We start from the raw sequence: 17,850 nt of genomic DNA, 5'->3' as shown, positions 1-17,850 counted from the left end.
ATGGCTGAAAGATTACAAAAAGTAATTGCGCAGGCAGGTGTTGCCTCAAGACGTAAGGCTGAAAAAATGATTAGTGCAGGACAAGTAACTGTTAATGGTAAAAAAGTTACTGAACTAGGAACAAAAGTTGAACCTAGCGACAAGATTGAAGTAAATGGAGTTCCAATTGAAAAAGAAGCCCTCCACACATACTTATTTTATAAGCCACGTGGTGTGATTTCTTCAGTAAGCGATGACAAAGGAAGAAAGACAGTAGTTGATTTCTTTGAAGATGTACCATATCGCCTTTATCCTGTAGGGCGTCTTGATTACGATACATCGGGCTTATTATTAATGACAAATGATGGTGAATTAGCAAATAAGTTAATGCACCCACGTAACGAAGTACCAAAGGTTTATGTAGCAAAGATTAAGGGAATTCTTTCTCCAGAAGAGATTCGCTCTCTTACTCATGGTGTGCGTATTGATGGACGAAAGAGTGCACCAGCTAAGTTAAAGATTTTAAAGACTGATGAGAAAAAGAAGACTCAAATTGTTCAATTGACTATCCATGAAGGTCACTACCACCAAGTTAAGAGAATGTTTGAAGCAGTACATCACTTTGTAGAAAAATTAGCTCGTGAAAAGTATGCCTTTTTAACTTTAAAGTCATTAAATTCGGGCGAGTATCGTGAATTAACGAATGAAGAAGTCTTTCGTTTAAATCACTTAGCTGACTAACGCTTTATTAAAAGCTATGATAAAATAAAACTAATAATCTATAATTTGGAGGACTTTTGAATGAAGGAAAATAAATCTCAGGACAATAAAGAACCAAAAGGCCCTTACAAGCATTTTGAGCGTCCTAAAACATCTAGAAGTGCAATGCATCATCGGGAGTCAGAACCAGAGGCAGAGCCAGAAGTTACTTCTAGAAAATCTACTCAATCAGAAGGCAGTCCAAAAGGTCCACATCATAGTCAGCTCTGGGCTGGATTGATTATTGTTGCAATAATTATCATTGCATTAATTCCGATTGTTTCTTCAAGATTGCACGCAAACTCTAATAACTTAGCTGAAAAGAGCGTTAAGGTTTCAAAAAGCTCATCTTCTAAGTCTCACAAGGCTAAAAATAAAAAGAGTAAGCACAGCTCTTCTAAGAAGAGTAAGTCTAAGAGTAGCAGTGTGAGAAGAGAAGAAGAAAGTTCTTCAAGTCAATCTCAAGACACAACACCAGCTGTTGTTAGTCAGTCAGAATCTCAAAGTAGTCAGGTTAGTCAAAGCAGTAGCACCCAATCTTATGAATCTAGTGCTAGTCAAACTACTACTCAAGATCAAAGCCAACAATCAACGCAAAACTCGACTCAAACTAATCAAAATACTTGGCAAAACAATGGTGGAAGCAGTTCTTCAGAATATGAGGCACCAAGATCTTACACTGTGCAAGAGGGAGATTCTTTATCAAAGATTGCCCGTGAAAATAATACTTCAGTGCACCACTTAGAGCAAATTAATGATTTAGAGTCAGCTGATAGTATTAGTATTGGCCAATCAATAAAATTAAGATAATAAAAAACAATAATGTTTACAATTCTACCAAGAAGTATTATTATTTACTTGTAAAAAGTAAATACAAGGATGTTGTCTTCAGGGCAGGGCGAAATTCCCGACCGGCGGTTAGAGTCCGCGAGCTACACATGTAGTTGAACCTCAGGTACCGATAGTTATAGTCTAGATGGAAGAAGACAGACCAAAGAATTAAACATGATTAATAAGGTCTGTTGCTGAAGCGACAGACCTTTTGTATGTTATGGAGGAACTATCATGCAAAGAAAAACAAGTTTAAGTCATGTAAGATTAGCCTATTGGCTCGCTTGGGCAATGATTGGTGCATTGGCATTTTTGATTATGAAGATTGAAATTCCAATTATTCCTGGCTTTGATTACTTAAAGATGGATTTTTCTGATTCATTAGTAGCTTTAAGTACTTTGGTTTTTGGTCCTTTGGGCGGGACAATGATTGCGCTTTTTAAATCATTGTTGAGCCTCTTTATTTCGGGATTTAACCCAATTTCAATGATTGGTCAATTGGCTGCATTTTTAGCAAGCTTAGCTTATATTTTGCCATTCTACTTCATTAGTAAAAAGTATGAAGACAAAGTACAATACCAAATTTTGGGATTAGCAGTCGGAACAATTGCTTTAACGGTAGTAATGTCTTTAGCAAACTACTTCGTTTTAACTCCAATGTATATTTCTTTAATGGGCTTTAAGCTTAATTCATCGCTTTTAACTTATATTGTTTCAGCAATTGTGCCATTTAACCTAGTTAAAGGGATAATTAACAGTATTGTCGTTTTATTATTGGCTAAGATCTTATTGCCAGTGTTAGAAAAATTTGTAAGACGTAACTTTTAAAGTTTAAATAGTAAAAATAATTTTATTTAGCAGGGGTCATTTGACCTCTGTTTTTTTGTTTTATGGTAGAATTTAATTTGAATGAAAAAGAAAGGACTAAATTATTTAATGCAAGTAGCTATTGATGGTCCTGCATCAGCGGGGAAGAGTACAGTTGCTAAAATTATCGCACATAATTTGGGCTATATTTATATCGATACTGGTGCAATGTATCGAGCATGTACATTAATTGCACACGATAATAACGTTGACTATGGGGATGAAAAGGCAATTTTGAACTTAATTGACCATAGTACAATTGATTTTAAGCAAGAAGATGGAGAACAAAAGGTTTATGTAAATGGTAAGGATGTGTCAATTGACATCAGAACACCTGAAATTACAGAGAACGTTTCTCAAGTTTCTGCCTTAAGATCAATTCGTGAAAAGATGGTTGAATTACAGCGCGAAATGGCGGGCAAGCACGATGTTATTATGGATGGTCGTGATATTGGAACGACAGTTTTACCAGATGCAGAGGTAAAAATTTTCTTAATCGCTAGTGTTGCATCAAGAGCTAAGAGACGCTTCTTAGATTTTCAAGAAAAAGGCATTCATCAAGACTTAAAAGATATCGAACATGATATTGAAGTTAGAGACTATAAAGATTCGCATCGTGAAATTTCTCCATTGAAAAAAGCAGATGATGCAATTGAATTAGATACTACAAGCTTAACAATTGATGAAGTTGTAGCCAAAATAACCGAGATAATTCAAAAAAAGCAAAAAAATTAAACAAAAGTGTGGAAAAAAGATATCAAGTACTTTAAAATAAAGTATGATATTGGGAGGTAATTATGACAGATAATAGTAATCAATTCTTAGATGCTCTAAAAGAAATGCAGGGAGTTGAAGTCGGCAACATTGTTAACGTTGAAGTTTTAAGTGTTGAAGATGGACAAATCGCTGTTGGTGTTGAAAATGCAGGTGTTGAAGGTGTAATCACTAAGCGCGAATTCACTAACGACCGTGATGCAGATTTGAAACAATTGGTAAAACCTGGTGATAAGTTTGAAGCTTTAGTTCTTAGAAGAGCTGGTGGCGACAAGGAAAACGGTGAATTCTTCTTCTCAGTTACTCGTTTGAAGGAAAGAGAAGCTTACAAGGAATTAGAAAAGGTCTTCGAAGAAGGCAAGACTGTTGAAGGTACTGTAACTGGTGCTGTTCGCGGTGGTTTATTAGTTGATGTTGGTACACGTGGATTCTTACCAGCTTCATTAATTTCTAACCGTTACGTTTCTGACTTGAAGCCTTACATTGGCAAGAAGATGAACTTGAAGATCACTGAAATTGATCCTAACAAGAACAGATTAATTCTTTCAAGAAAAGACTTAATCGAACAAGAACGTGAAGAAGCTTTCGAAAACGTTGCTTCACAATTAGTTGTAGGTGACACTGTTGAAGGTAAAGTATCACGTTTAACTGGTTTTGGTGCCTTTGTTGACGTTGGTGGTGTGGACGGTTTAGTTCACATTTCAGAAATTTCTTACAAGCATATTGATAAGCCAAGCGATGTATTGAAGGCTGGTCAAGATGTTAAGGTTAAAGTTATCGGTATTGATGACGATAAACACAGAATCTCCCTGTCAATTAAGCAAACTTTACCATCCCCATTTGAAGAAGCTACTGAAGGCTTACATGAAGGCGACATCATTGAAGGTGAAGTTAAGACTTTAACTTCATTCGGTGCATTCATCGAAGTAGCTGATGGAATTCAAGGCTTAGTACACGTTTCAGAAATTGCTAACAAGCACGTTGATAAGCCAAGTGATGTTTTAAAGGTTGGTCAAACTGTTAAAGTTAAAGTTTTAAGTGTTGACCCAAGTGACAGAAGAATCTCATTGTCAATCAAGCAAGCTGATCCTAATGCTGCTAAGAGTGAAAACAACTCACGTCCACGTCGTCGTCAAGATTCTGTAGCTGATAAGTACATGAATGACAATGACAACGGTTTTGCTTTAGGTGACATTATTGGTGATCAACTTAAAGATAAAGATTAATCGTCATTAGTCTAAAAAAAGCTGACTCCGGTCAGCTTTTTTTATTTCATTAGATAGAAAGGGGTAGAAATAATATGTCATTACCCGTAGTTGCATTAGTTGGACGTCCAAATGTTGGTAAGTCAACTATTTTTAACAGAATTATTAATTCTCGTGTAGCTATTGTTGAAGATAAGGCTGGAGTTACTAGAGATAGAATTTATGCCCGTGCTGAATGGATGGGTCATGAATTTATCCTAATTGATACTGGTGGTATTACTCTAGACTCTGGTGAAATTGAAGAACAAATTAAGGCACAAGCTGAAATTGCCATTGATGAAGCAGATGTAATTGTGATGTTAGGGGATGTTACTCAACATATGACTAACATGGATGAAACAATTGCTAAAATGCTTTATCGAACTAAGAAACCAGTTATTTTAGCCATTAATAAGGCTGATAATCCTGAGCAAAGAACAGATATTTATGACTTTTACAGCTTAGGACTAGGCGACCCCATCCCAGTTTCTGGTAGTCATGGAACTGGAATGGGAGATTTACTAGATGCTATTGTTGGTGAATTTGGAGACAAGGCTAACCAACATGAAGATGGTTCAATTCGCTTTAGTGTGATTGGACGCCCAAATGTCGGTAAATCTTCACTTGTAAATACTATTTTAGGTGAACAACGTGTAATTGTTTCTAATATCGAAGGAACGACTAGAGACGCCATTGACACGACTTTTACCAATGATGGGCAAAAGTATACTATCGTTGATACAGCCGGCATCAGACGGCGTGGCAAGGTTTATGAGAAGACCGAGAAGTATTCTGTCTTAAGAGCGATCAGTGCTATTGAAGAAAGTGATATTACACTTTTAGTCTTAGATGCAAGCACGGGTATTCGTGAACAAGATAAGCACGTAGCTGGATACGCTCATGACGCAGGCCGCGGTGTAATTATTGTTGTAAATAAGTGGGATCTACCTAAAAAAGATAGTAGAAGTATGAAGGACTTTGAAGATACAATCCGAAGAGAGTTCCAATACTTAGACTATGCTCCAATTATTTTTGTGTCTGCTAAAACTGGTCAAAGAGTTCCAGATATCTTGAAGCTTGTTAAAGAAGTTCATGAAAATCAAACTCGTCGAATTCAGTCTAGTGTCTTGAACGATTTACTTCTTGAAGCAACTAGAATTACACCAACTCCACTTGTTAATGGAAAGAGATTAAGAATCTACTACATGACCCAGGTTGCTGTAACTCCGCCAACATTTGTTGTCTTTGTAAATGATCCGGAGTTGCTTCACTTCTCATACCAAAGATTTTTAATTAATCAATTAAGACAAAACTTTGATTTTGTGGGAACACCAATTAAAATCTTAGCTAGAAAACGTAAATAAGCCTTAAATTTCAAAAAAAATAGGGATATATCTACGAAAAAGCTTGCAACTAAGCGTCTTAGTGTGCTAATTTTATTGCAGGGAATAAATGAATAACTCATTTTTCTTATTTTCAAAGGTTTTTGTTTAAAAATATTATTAGTTCATTTTGGGAGGTGAAGTGGAATGGCAAACAAGGCAGAATTAGTTTCTGAAGTTGCTGCTAAAACTGACTTAACCAAGAAAGAAGTTGCTGCTGCAGTTGATGCAATCTTTAACTCTATTCAAGAAGATCTTGCTAAGGGTGAAAAAGTTCAATTGATCGGTTTCGGTACTTTTGAAGTACGTCACCGTGCAGCTCGTAAGGGTCGTAACCCACAAACTGGGGCTGAAATCGAAATCCCAGCTTCTAAGGTTCCTGCATTCAAGCCAGGTAAGGCTCTTAAGGATGCTGTTAAGTAATTGTTCAGTTACTAGCAAAATAAAAACGTGCTAAGTTGTATAGCTTGGCACGTTTTTTGTGTACAATTATTGTGAGAGCATAAATGAAAAGAGTGAAAAAATGACTTATTCTGAACAACTATTAGATGCAATTCAAAATCATGATTTTTCTGATAATCGAATTCTCTTGAAAAAGGCTTTGGATAATGATGACCCAGAAATCCTTGCTTCTTTAGCTGAAAACTTAACTGATCTTGGTTTTACTGATCTTTCTAAAGAAGTTTACCGTTTTTTGATTGGACAATTTCCTAAAGAGGACTTGTTTAAGGTCTATTTAGCTGAAATTTTGTTAAATGATGGGGATGAAGACGATGGCTTACAGCTACTTTATGATGTAAAGACAGATAGTGATGCTTACCTTGAAAGTTTGCTTGATTTAGCTGATTACTATCAAAGTAATGGGTTAATTGAAACAGCCCATCAAAAACTCTTAGAAGCCCATAAACTAGCTCCTGATGAAGATGCCATTAACTTTGGCTTGGCTGAATTAGACTATCTTAGCGGTGACTACAGCGAAGCCTTAGACTTATATCGTGAATTAGCTAAAAATAATAAGACTTTCGGTGAAGTAGTTTTAAGCCAAAGAATTGCAGCTTGTCTTGCTAAATTAGGTGAGTATGAAGAAGCAGCAAATGAAATTAAGAGTCATGAAAATGATATTTTAAGTATTGATGCTCTTTATGAAGCTGGCTTAATTATGCTTTCTGCTAACGATAATAAGGCTGCAATTAAGTATTTAGACCAGGTAATTGAAACTCAACCTGATTATGTAAATGCTTATCCACTTCTTGCCCAAGCTTATGCCGCAGAAGATAATAATGAGGAAGTACTCAGAACTGCGCAAACTGGTCTATCTTATAATGAATTGGATGAAGTTTTGTATAGTTTGGGTGCCAAAGCTGCTGCTAACCTGAACCAATTGGATGAAGCAGAACGCTTGCTTAAAAAGGGGCTTGAGGTTGCTCCTGACAATAGTGATTTGCGCTTGCAGCTATCGAACTTATACCTTCACCAGCATCAAGATGAGACTAATGTTAGCTTGTTCAAGGATCTTGACGATGAAGAGTTAGAGCCACAAGCTCACTGGAATTTGGCTGTTTCTTACCAAAGACTTGAAGATTACGATAAGGCTAAGAGTGAGTTCTTGCTTGCCTATCCAGCCTTTCAAAATAATGCAAGCTTCTTAAGACAGATGATTAGCTTGTTCTATGAATTGCGTGAAATTCCGACAACTAAGGAATTGGTTAAGAAGTACTTGCAAGTTCAACCAGATGATCTTGATATGCAAGATATGTTAGATGAATTGAATAGTGAAGAATAGTAAAAAAGCTGGCTTGTTGGCCAGCTTTTTGTTTGGTTCATATTTTTTATTATGTAAAATATATTGAACGTATTTTCTTAATGATCTTGTTGTTAAATGGGCATTCAGAGTAAAATAGAAGCAGAGAATTATGAAGAATGAGGATTGTAGGATGTCTAATTTTCAAACAACTGAAGAAGAATATCGACAATATGCAAAATTAGCCACTAGTGCGGAGAGTTTAATTTATTCTGACCCTAAAAGTAGTGTTGCAGTTTTTGGTAATTTTTCTGAACAATTAACTCGTGAAATTATGCATCTTGAAGGTTTTGGAGACTGGAATCTAAAACAGATAGATCGTATAAATGAACTTAAATATCGTGGTGACTATCCACCAATTGTTACAAAATATTTAGATGATATTCGTCATATTAGAAATCTAGCCGATCATGATCATCAATTTATCGTTTCTAAAAAGCAGGCACTTGAAGTTGATAAAAAAGCCTATATTATTTGGAACTACTTTTTAGAAGTATATTCGCAAGATGAAGTAAAGGAATATAAAACGCCAATAGATCAAGCTAATATTTTCCAACTTCAACAAGAACAAATTGAACAGCTAAAGAAAGAGCTTGAAGAAGCTCGAAAAGCTCAAAAGCCAGTAGAAGTATCTAAAGAACTTCAAGCTAAACGTCACAAAATTAGTGTTCAATTTGCTAAAAAACATCAACTTACTGAAGCAGAAACTCGTCAATTAATTGATCGGCAACTTCAACAAGCAGGTTGGGAAGCAGATAGTGAGAATCTGAATAATTGGAAGTATAAAACTGCTCCTCAAAAGGGTCATAATATGGCGATTGCTGAATGGGTTCTTCCAAATGGTCAGCGCGCTGATTATGCTTTATTTAAGGGCCTAGAATTTTATGGCATTGTAGAAGCTAAAAAATGGGATCAAGATATTGCAGGTCAAATGGCGCAACCCAAAGAGTACTCTCGTGAAGTTCCGTTCAGATCAGATTATCTATTAGTTGATAATGATATGGGTGAATACAAGGTGCCCTTTATTTATACTGCAAATGGGAGACCATATTTAAAGCAATATAAGGAAAAATCGGGGATTTGGTTCTGGGATGCACGAAATCCTAAAGAAAGTGCATACGCTTTGGAAGAGTTCCATCATCCAGAAGACTTAGCTTTGAAATTAACTTCTCAGAATCCTGAGTTAGCAGATCAAGATTTAGTAGACGATCAAGATTTTCCTAAATTTGCAGATCGTGATTACCAAGTTGAAGCAATTAAAAGTATCGAAGAAGCCATTAAAGATGGTAAAAAGCGTATTTTACTTGCTATGGCAACTGGAACGGGTAAAACTAGAACCGCGATTGCCTTGATGTATCGCTTATTAAAGCATAAGCGTGCGCGTCGTATTCTGTATCTAGTTGACCGTAATTCTTTAGGGCAGCAAACGGCTGATGCAATAAAAGATAACAAAATTGGTAATCTTTCGATTGCAAGTATTTATGGTGTTAAGGAACTTAAAGATAAATTACCAGATGCTTCAACTAAGATTCAAATTGCGACAGTTCAAGGGATGATCAAGCGGCTTTTTTATAATGATGATAAAGAAGAGAAACCATCAGTTGGTCAATATGATTTTATCATTGTAGATGAAGCACATCGTGGATATGCTGAAGATAAAGAACTTAGTGAAAAAGAATATCATTTTTACGATCAAAATGATTATGTTAGCCAATACCGGAGAGTAGTTGACTATTTTGATGCTACAGCAATTGGAATGACAGCAACTCCAGCTCTTCAAACCACTGATATCTTTGGTAAACCAGTATATTCTTACAGTTATCAGCAGGCAGTTTTAGATAATTATTTAGTTGATCATGATGCTCCAACAATTATTAAAACTAAACTATCTCAGGAAGGAATTCATTTTAAGAAGGGTGCTGAGATTGATTTGTTTGATCAATCAAGTGAATCAATTAAAAGTGAAAAGCTACCAGATAATATGAACTTTGAGGTAAAAGACTTTAATAAGCGAGTAATTACTGAGAGTTTTAATAGAGTAGTATGTGATTATTTAGCTCAAAATTGTTTGAATCCTAATGATCCAGAATTAGGAAAGACACTGATTTTTGCTGCGACTGACTCACATGCTGATATGGTAGTGAGATTATTAAAAGAATCATTTAAGAATGCTGGGAATCCTGTCGACGATGATGCAATTGAGAAAATTACAGGATCAATTAGACATCCAAATAATGAAATTAAGCTTTTTAAGAATGAAAAGAATCCTAATATTGCGGTAACTGTAGACCTATTAACTACTGGTGTAGATGTTCCTGAGATTACTAATTTAGTTTTCTTGAGACGGGTACAGTCAAGAATTCTTTATGAACAGATGCTTGGACGTGCGACTAGACTATGTCCTGAAATTCATAAATCTGTCTTTAATATCTATGATGCTGTTGGAATTTATGACGCAATGAATAAAGTGACGAACATGAAGCCAGTGGTTAAGAATGTAAGTCACGATGTTCATTACTTTATTGATCAAAAGCATCAATTTGAGATTAATGATAACTTTAAGCAATATCAAATTGATATGACAGCTGCTATTGATCGAAAGATTAAACGAATGAATGATTCAAAACGAAAAGAATTTGAACGTTTAACTGAAATTAATTCAATTGATCAATGGGCAAGAGATCTACCTCGCTTAAATAATCAAGAATTTTTAAAAGAATGGAAAAACTTTGAGCAATTAGATAGATTGTCTACCGGTAGTCAAAAGCAGTACATTTCAAATGAACCAGATGAATATTTGGGCATTGAAAGAGGTTATGGTCAAGGAAACTCAAATCCAGAAGATTATATTGAGAGCTTTAATAAATTTATTAAAGAGAATGTGAATGAAATTCCTGCTCTGCAGATTGTGGCAACTAGACCAAAAGATCTAACTTACGATGAACTAAAGAAAATTAAGTTAGAACTTGAAAAGAAGGGCTTTAAAGAAAATGACCTGCAAACCGCATGGAAGAATGCAAATCAAGTTCAGACAACCGCAGATATTATTAGTTTCATTCGTCAGGCTGCTGTTGGATCTGAATTAGTTGATCATAATGTTCGTATCCATAATGCAATGCAAAAGGTATATGGTATGGCTGATTGGAATATGGTGCAAAAGAGTTGGCTTAAGAAAATTGAAAATCAATTGCTTTCTTCAACTGTGTTAGGACCAAATGCTGAGACAGCGTTTAGCAGTAATTATTTCAAGCGGCAAGGTGGCTATAAGCAGATGAGAAAAATTTTCTCAGATAATGCAGATCAAATTATTTATGTTTTGAATGAAAATTTGTATGTCTAAAAAAGAGTTATTGAAATTATATTTTGGCATGGAACAATGATGAAAAATTTGACCGAAGTGACCGCAGAAACAAGAAATTATTTTGCTGATACATTTACAGTTTATTATCTCGAACCAACTTTTAAGGATAAGCTAACGACTGCAAGAAAGTTTCAAAATTGTGTTAACTACTATTTAAAACATAAAAAAGTAGAAAAGTGGCCGCTTGATTATTGTTCTAGAAATCAAACTGAAGAAGAAAGAAAAATTATTCTAAGAAAATATTGGTTGAAATATTTTTCTTTTTTATTAGATGAACAACAAAATATTCAAAATATTAATCAATGGATTCAAGAGGAAAAACCAATAAAGGTTGGTGAAAATCTTGGTTTTATAAGAATGGCTTTCACTAGAATCATGATGAAGGCTCTCAATGAAGAAAGAGCAGAGAATTTAAAACAAAAGAAGGAGTAGAGTAAGTGAGTAATCAAGAAATAGTTCAAAAACTTTGGAATGAATGTAATGTTTTACGTGATGATGGGGTTAGTTATCAAGACTATATTACTGAATTAACTTATATCTTGTTCTTAAAAATGAGTAAAGAACAAGGACAAGAAGATGATATTCCAGAGAAGTATCAATGGGATAATTTGGTTTCAAAGGAAGGACTTGAACTTAAGAATTTCTATCGTCAATTACTTCTTGATTTAGGTAACCCAGAAATAGTAAAAAGTGAACGAATTAACGCTATTTATGCAAATGCATCAACTGCAATTGATGAACCAGCTAACTTAGAGAAGATTATTAAAGATATCGATGAACTTGATTGGTTCTCAGCCCGGGAAGAGGGTTTGGGTGATCTTTACGAAGGTTTAATGGAAAAGAACGCTAGTGAAGTTAAGTCAGGTGCCGGTCAATACTTTACCCCACGTGTTTTGATTAATATGATGGTAAAAATGACGAAACCTGAAATTGGCGATCGTTGTAATGACCCAGCTGCAGGTACTTTTGGCTTCATGGTGGCAGCTGATCAATACTTAAAAGATCAAACTGATGGTTACTCTACATTAACTCCAGAACAATACGATTTCCAAGTAGAAGACGCCTTTTCTGGAATGGAATTAGTTCCAAATACTCATCGTTTGGCTATGATGAATGAATATTTACATGGAATGGATGGACGTCTTGATCAGGGAGATTCTTTATCTGCAAATGGTAAGTGGATGAAGGGCTTTGATATAGTTTTAACTAACCCCCCTTTTGGTACTAAAAAGGGTGGAGAACGTGCAACTCGTGATGATTTAACCTATGAAACGAGTAACAAGCAACTTAACTTCTTACAAACAATCTATAATTCACTTAAGACTGATGGTAAAGCTCGCGCTGCAGTTGTAGTTCCTGATAATGTTTTATTTGCAGATGGTGTTGGTGAAAAGATCCGTCAAGACTTATTAAATAAGTGTAATTTACATACTATTTTGAGATTGCCTACTGGGATTTTCTACGCTCAAGGTGTACAAACTAATGTCTTGTTCTTCACTCGCGGTGAAAGTGATAAGGATAATACGAAGGAAACTTGGATTTATGATATGCGTCACCAAATGCGGTCATTTGGTAAGCGTAATCCTTTGAATGACAAGGATTTTGAAGACTTTGAAAAATTATACTGCGTTGATGATCATTCCAAGAGAAAAGAAACTTGGGATAAGGAAAAGAATCCAAATGGACGTTGGCGCAAGTTTAGCATTGATGAAATTATGAAGCGTCCTAATACGAGCTTGGACATTTCTTGGATGAGTGAAGAAGAAGATCATGATGATCGCTCACTTAGTGAAATCTTGAAAGAAATGAATGAGAAGTCTCAAGCAATTAGGGATGCAATTGCAGAACTTAACAAGGCATTAGAAGGAATTGACGATGAAGACTAATAGTTTAGATTTTGATGCACAGGCTTTAAGAGAGAAAATTTTGGACTTGGCCATGCGCGGAAAGTTGGTTAAGCAAGATCCAAACGATGAGCCAGCAAGTGTATTGCTTGAAAAGATTAAGGCTGAAAAAGCAGAACTTGTTAAAGAGGGCAAGATTAAGAAGAGTAAGGCCCTTCCTGAAATTACTGATGAAGAAAAGCCGTTTGACATCCCCGATAGTTGGAAATGGGTTAGATTGGGGGAAATTGGAAATTATATTCAACGAGGAAGATCTCCAAAATATGATAAAGAATCTTTAGATCATCCTATAATTTCTCAAAAATGTGTTCAGTGGAACTCAATTAATATTGAAGATGCTAAACATATAACAGAAGATTTTTTCAAAAAATTAGAACCTTATCGTTTTATTCAAAAAAATGATATCCTTTGGAATTCTACGGGTACAGGTACTGTTGGTAGATTAAACATTGTAAAAGATAACTATAGTCATGTTCCTGTGGATTCTCACGTTACTCTTATGAGAATGAACCAATTCATAGATTCAGATTATATCTATTATTTTTTACGTTCACCTCAAATTCAAAAAAATTTAGGAGATTATTTAACAGGAACTACTAAACAAAAAGAATTAGGGTTAACCAACATATTAAAGATAAATATTCCACTTCCACCCGTTTCAGAGCAAAGTCGAATCGCTGCTAAAATAGCGCAGCTATTCGCTTTGCTTCGCAAAGTCGAATCTTTTACTCAACAATACGCAGAACTTCAGACTTTGCTGAAGTCGAAGGTGTTAGATTTAGCTATGCGCGGAAAATTGGTTAAGCAAGATCCAAACGATGAGCCAGCAAGTGTATTGCTTGAGAAGATTAAGGCTGAGAAGGAACAGTTGATTAAAGAAAAGAAGATCAAAAAGAGTAAGCCACTTCCGCAGATTAGCGATGAAGAGAAGCCGTTTGAGATTCCTGATAGTTGGGAATGGGTAAGGTTGGGGGATGTTGGATTAATAGCTACAGGAAATACTCCTACGAAAAATAATAGTGATTTTTACGGTGGAGCTACTCCCTTTATTAAACCCGCTGATATTCAAAATTTGATTATTAATTATAATACGAAGGATTTCCTTTCTGAAAAGGGAGAACAAAAGGGACGACTTGCATATAAAAATGATATTTTAGTTACATGTATTGGAAATTTGGGAAGAAATAACATTATTAATAGGAAAGTCGCCTATAATCAGCAAATTAATGGAATTTCTCCGTTAATAGTTAGTAGTAGTTTATTGCATTATTTTATGTTAAGTTCATTTTTTATATCTTCAATGTATAATTATGCATCCGCCACTACACTTCCAATATTAAATAAAACTAAACTTTCAAATTTAATTATTCCACTTCCACCACTTGCTGAACAAAGTGGAATCGTTGATAAAATAGAAATGATATTTTCTTTATTTTGCAAGGATGAATCTTCTACTCAACAATATGAAAATCTTTAAGCTTGGTTGAAATTAAAGGTGTTAGACTTGATCATGCGCGGAAAGTTGATTAAAAAAGATCTAAGCGGTGAAACTGCAAGTGTATAACTTAAAGTTAAAGAGGGGTAGAAATCAAAGTTTTTTTCTCTTAAAAAGATAAAAGAAACCTCTTAGTTCTTCCTCTTATAAATACCCAGAGTAAAATTATAGAACTAATAAAAATAACTATACTTAACAGAGTATTAAAGTGTTTGATAGAGAGGATTGAAACAACTTACCATGAATAAAACAAATTCTATTCCTAATTCATATGTAGAAGCAAAAAGACTTATTCAAGAAGCTAAAAAAGATGACCAATTAGTTTTATTTGTTGGAGCAGGTGTATCTATAAATTCGGGTATGCCTAGTTGGAAAGATGCAGTAGAACAAATAGGAAATTTACTTGGAATTAGTGAGATTGATAATAGTGATTATTTGAAAATCCCTCAGTACTACTATAATTCGCATGGAAAACAAGCCTACAATAGTTTAATGCGTGAAATATTTAAAGATGGTATAAAACTTCCAGTTTCTGACATCCATCGTAAAATATTAAGATTCGATCCACGGACTATTATTACCACGAATTATGATGATCTCATTGAACGTGCATCGGAAGAACATGGAGAAATTAGACAGACAATCTCTCAAGATATTGATATACCGTATCGTAAATATAATAAAGAACTAATAAAGATGCATGGAGATTTCATTCATGATAATTTCGTACTAAAAGAGGAAGATTATTTGAATTATTCCAATAATTTTAAATTAATTGAGAACTATATTAAGTCAATTATCGGCTCAAAAGTTCTTTTGTTTATTGGATATTCATTTAATGATCCTGATTTAAAACAAATTTTTAATTGGGTGAAAAATATTGTTGGCGAGGATATGCGTATTTCATATTTAATTAATGCTGATAGTGAATACGATGAAAATGAAGAGCAGTATTATAAAAAGCTAGGAATACAAATTATATATGCAAGTCAATTAAATCAAAATTTCAATGTTTCAACTAATATTTCCAACAATCTTAACAATGTTTTGGACTATTTGCTTGGCTCAAATAATAATTTAGATTTAGTTGATAATATATATACTGAATTAAAAGAGTATGATGAATTTGCATATCTCACTATTAAATATTTGAACAATATTTTGAGTAAATATAGTTTGTATATATCTAATAATTTATTTTTATGTGCAAATCCAGATAATCAAAAAATACAAAAAACTTTGAATTTACTTTGTTCTGATTTAGATCATATATCTGACCCTGTTGAAAAAATGAAGGTAAAAAAGATTATACAAATCTTACATAAAAGTATGATTAGAGGAATTAAGAGTGAAAGACAGATAAAAGAATTTTCTGAGGAGTTAAAAAAAGATGAAATTGAAGAGTATGTATTTACTTTTAATTGGCAAAAACTCAATGAATTAAGAGATAAAAATGGAACTCAGTTAGGTGAAAATAATGGGAATCTTCTTTTACAACAGGCTAGTATATCCTACTATTTAGGCGATTACTTATCCACCTACAATTATTTAAAACGAGCTGGGCTAGCGTTATTCAGAGAACGGTCATACGGCTTATACTACATTTCACAAGTCAATAGGAAATGGATAAGAAAAATTATAATCGACAGTTCATATAGACTAAACGTTGATACATCTGTTATTGAGTTAATTAGAGAAGAAAATGATATTGATATTAATCAAATGTTAGATAGATCCATCGAAACAACTGATAAAGGAACTTTGATTAGAGATATTAATGGGTGGAATTATTCCTATACTATTTTTCAAGATCTATATGATTTAAATCTTGAAAGTTTTGAACAGGCAAATACTGATTATATGCTTTTTCAGGGGGTTCCTGCTTACGAAGGAGCGGCGCATAAAGCTCTTGATTTATTTAATTTTGTTTCCAAAAATCACCTATTATTAGATAAATATAAAGATATTAGTGATAATTATAAATTGTATATTCGAACTATCCTTGCTTCGATTACATCAGAAGAAAAAATAAATTCTTTTGATCCATTGATTCATACAGGAAATATAAAAAAAGATTATTTAGATAATTTTGATTTATTTACTATAGTTAGATATTTTTCCAGCTCAAGTGATGTATATAAATTATTTGAAAGGTATCAATCGCTATCTTTTATTGATTTAGATAACGAAGGAATTGAATATTTAGAAAAAATTATTCCAAATATTCTTTCTTCACATTACAAAGATGAATTGAGGAATGATATCTATTGGCGGGTATTATGTGTTTGTAGCTTTGTAAAATTAAATAAAAATATAGTAAATCTAATAATTGAAAACTTTACTGACTATTTAGTTGATTTAGATACTATTGAGCATAGAGACATTATTAGACAGTTTTTTATAAATATAAAAAATCAGAATTTAGTTAATAATCAAAATATTAGTCAAATACAAAAAATCGCAACTCAAGTCATGATGATAGTTATCAGAAGTAAGGCAGAAAACATATCCTCAATAATTTATTTTTTTAACCATTATTTGAACGAAGAAGATACTGAGTATGATTATAATAAAATAGTTGACGAAGCTATGAAGAATAATTATGACATTGCTCTTATTTATACTTATGAGTTTTCAAACAAGGGGACACAGGATCTAATAACAACTTACTTTAAAAATAGATCATTTCAAAGTAAAGAGATTGAAATAAAAACAAACATAGATCTTGCAAACTTTGACATTATTGAGTTAGATGAAAAGATTGAGAATGATATACTTAATTACTTAAAAACAAAGGATACTCGTGCAGAAGATGAACATATGCTTTCTCAGGATATTCGACAAATAACTCATGGTTTCACTAAAGTATGTATAGAGAAGAAAGAAAAGATAGATAAGGACACGATAGATGTTATTAGCAAATATGCTATGCCGGAAGATAGATGGTTAATCAATTATAAAAATTTCAATTACGAAAAGTTTAAACTAGATTGGTTAAAAAGATGTGATCGTAATATTTTGAAACAAATTTCTGCAAATAAGGTTGTTAAGAATGAGATAAAAAATAGATTAATTCAAAGTTTTAAAAACAATAAATTATCGTCTGAATTGGAAGAAATCTATTTTTATTATTTCGCATAATTTATAAATATTAAAGTATGCAGAAAACGTAAAATATGTGATGCGTGTATGAGCTAGTGTAATAAAAAAGTAATTACTACTTATGAACTAGATGATTTTTTTGAAGATGAAAACTAGTATCTTGAAGTTAAAGTAAGATTTAGTAAAAGAGAAAGTTCAAAGTGAATAGAATGATGCCAACAGATAAAATAACTCATACCAAAAGTCCCAAAACCGGATCTTTAAATCAACAATTTTCTCACGAAACACAATACTTATTATCTACTTCAGTAAATCAAAGGCATTGGGCAATCGCATAGTAATAAAATCTTA

At 33.5% G+C, this 17,850-nt stretch carries 13 protein-coding genes and 1 riboswitch; all 13 genes read left to right on the top strand.

The genetic code is table 11. The features are described from left to right. Entirely contained in the window at positions 1–720 is a 720-nt protein-coding gene (locus tag CP370_RS02155; RefSeq protein ID WP_011161931.1) for a pseudouridine synthase, read from the top strand. A gap of 60 nt (positions 721–780) precedes the next feature. Continuing rightward, the gene (locus tag CP370_RS02150) at positions 781–1,548 is read left to right on the top strand and encodes a LysM domain-containing protein (RefSeq protein ID WP_012846266.1); all 768 of its coding nucleotides are present in this window, start codon (positions 781–783) and stop codon (positions 1,546–1,548) included. A gap of 70 nt (positions 1,549–1,618) precedes the next feature. Further along, positions 1,619–1,730: riboswitch (FMN riboswitch) on the top strand. Between the two features lie 73 nt (positions 1,731–1,803). Beyond that, complete coding sequence (locus CP370_RS02145; RefSeq protein WP_087712942.1) at positions 1,804–2,397, top strand: ECF transporter S component; 594 nt, start codon at positions 1,804–1,806, stop codon at positions 2,395–2,397. Positions 2,398–2,505: 108 nt separating this feature from the next. Further along, on the top strand, positions 2,506–3,171 hold the full coding sequence (gene cmk, locus CP370_RS02140; RefSeq protein WP_162879035.1) for a (d)CMP kinase: 666 nt from the start codon (positions 2,506–2,508) through the stop codon (positions 3,169–3,171). A gap of 62 nt (positions 3,172–3,233) precedes the next feature. After that, positions 3,234–4,436, top strand: a complete 1,203-nt coding sequence (rpsA, locus tag CP370_RS02135) for a 30S ribosomal protein S1 (RefSeq protein ID WP_012846263.1) — start codon at positions 3,234–3,236, stop codon at positions 4,434–4,436. A gap of 74 nt (positions 4,437–4,510) precedes the next feature. Further along, positions 4,511–5,818, top strand: a complete 1,308-nt coding sequence (der, locus tag CP370_RS02130; protein ID WP_004897434.1) for a ribosome biogenesis GTPase Der — start codon at positions 4,511–4,513, stop codon at positions 5,816–5,818. Between the two features lie 165 nt (positions 5,819–5,983). Beyond that, positions 5,984–6,259, top strand: coding sequence for an HU family DNA-binding protein (locus tag CP370_RS02125; RefSeq protein WP_004894504.1), 276 nt, complete (start codon positions 5,984–5,986; stop codon positions 6,257–6,259). Positions 6,260–6,359: 100 nt separating this feature from the next. After that, complete coding sequence (locus CP370_RS02120) at positions 6,360–7,619, top strand: tetratricopeptide repeat protein (RefSeq protein WP_087712944.1); 1,260 nt, start codon at positions 6,360–6,362, stop codon at positions 7,617–7,619. 151 nt (positions 7,620–7,770) lie between these two features. Further along, positions 7,771–10,977: a type I restriction-modification system endonuclease gene (gene hsdR, locus CP370_RS02115; protein ID WP_087712945.1), complete on the top strand. Its 3,207-nt coding sequence runs from the start codon at positions 7,771–7,773 to the stop codon at positions 10,975–10,977. A 36-nt stretch (positions 10,978–11,013) separates the two neighbouring features. Next, on the top strand, positions 11,014–11,430 hold the full coding sequence (locus CP370_RS02110) for a hypothetical protein (RefSeq protein ID WP_087730861.1): 417 nt from the start codon (positions 11,014–11,016) through the stop codon (positions 11,428–11,430). A gap of 5 nt (positions 11,431–11,435) precedes the next feature. Next, complete coding sequence (locus CP370_RS02105; protein ID WP_087712947.1) at positions 11,436–12,884, top strand: N-6 DNA methylase; 1,449 nt, start codon at positions 11,436–11,438, stop codon at positions 12,882–12,884. Continuing rightward, a complete protein-coding gene (locus CP370_RS02100) occupies positions 12,874–14,379 on the top strand; it encodes a restriction endonuclease subunit S (protein ID WP_087712948.1) in 1,506 nt (501 codons plus the stop codon). Before CP370_RS02105 ends, CP370_RS02100 begins: the two co-directional genes overlap by 11 nt. A 258-nt stretch (positions 14,380–14,637) precedes the next feature. Next, positions 14,638–17,538 carry an SIR2 family protein gene (locus CP370_RS02095; protein ID WP_087712949.1) on the top strand — a complete coding sequence of 967 codons (2,901 nt, stop codon included), beginning with the start codon at positions 14,638–14,640 and terminating at the stop codon, positions 17,536–17,538. Positions 17,539–17,850 lie beyond the last annotated feature (312 nt).

It is taken from the genome of Lactobacillus sp. UMNPBX19, assembly GCF_002553805.1.
GTDB lineage: Bacteria > Bacillota > Bacilli > Lactobacillales > Lactobacillaceae > Lactobacillus.
Note: the sequence above shows the minus strand (reverse complement) of the source record. Positions and strands in the feature narration are given on the sequence as shown.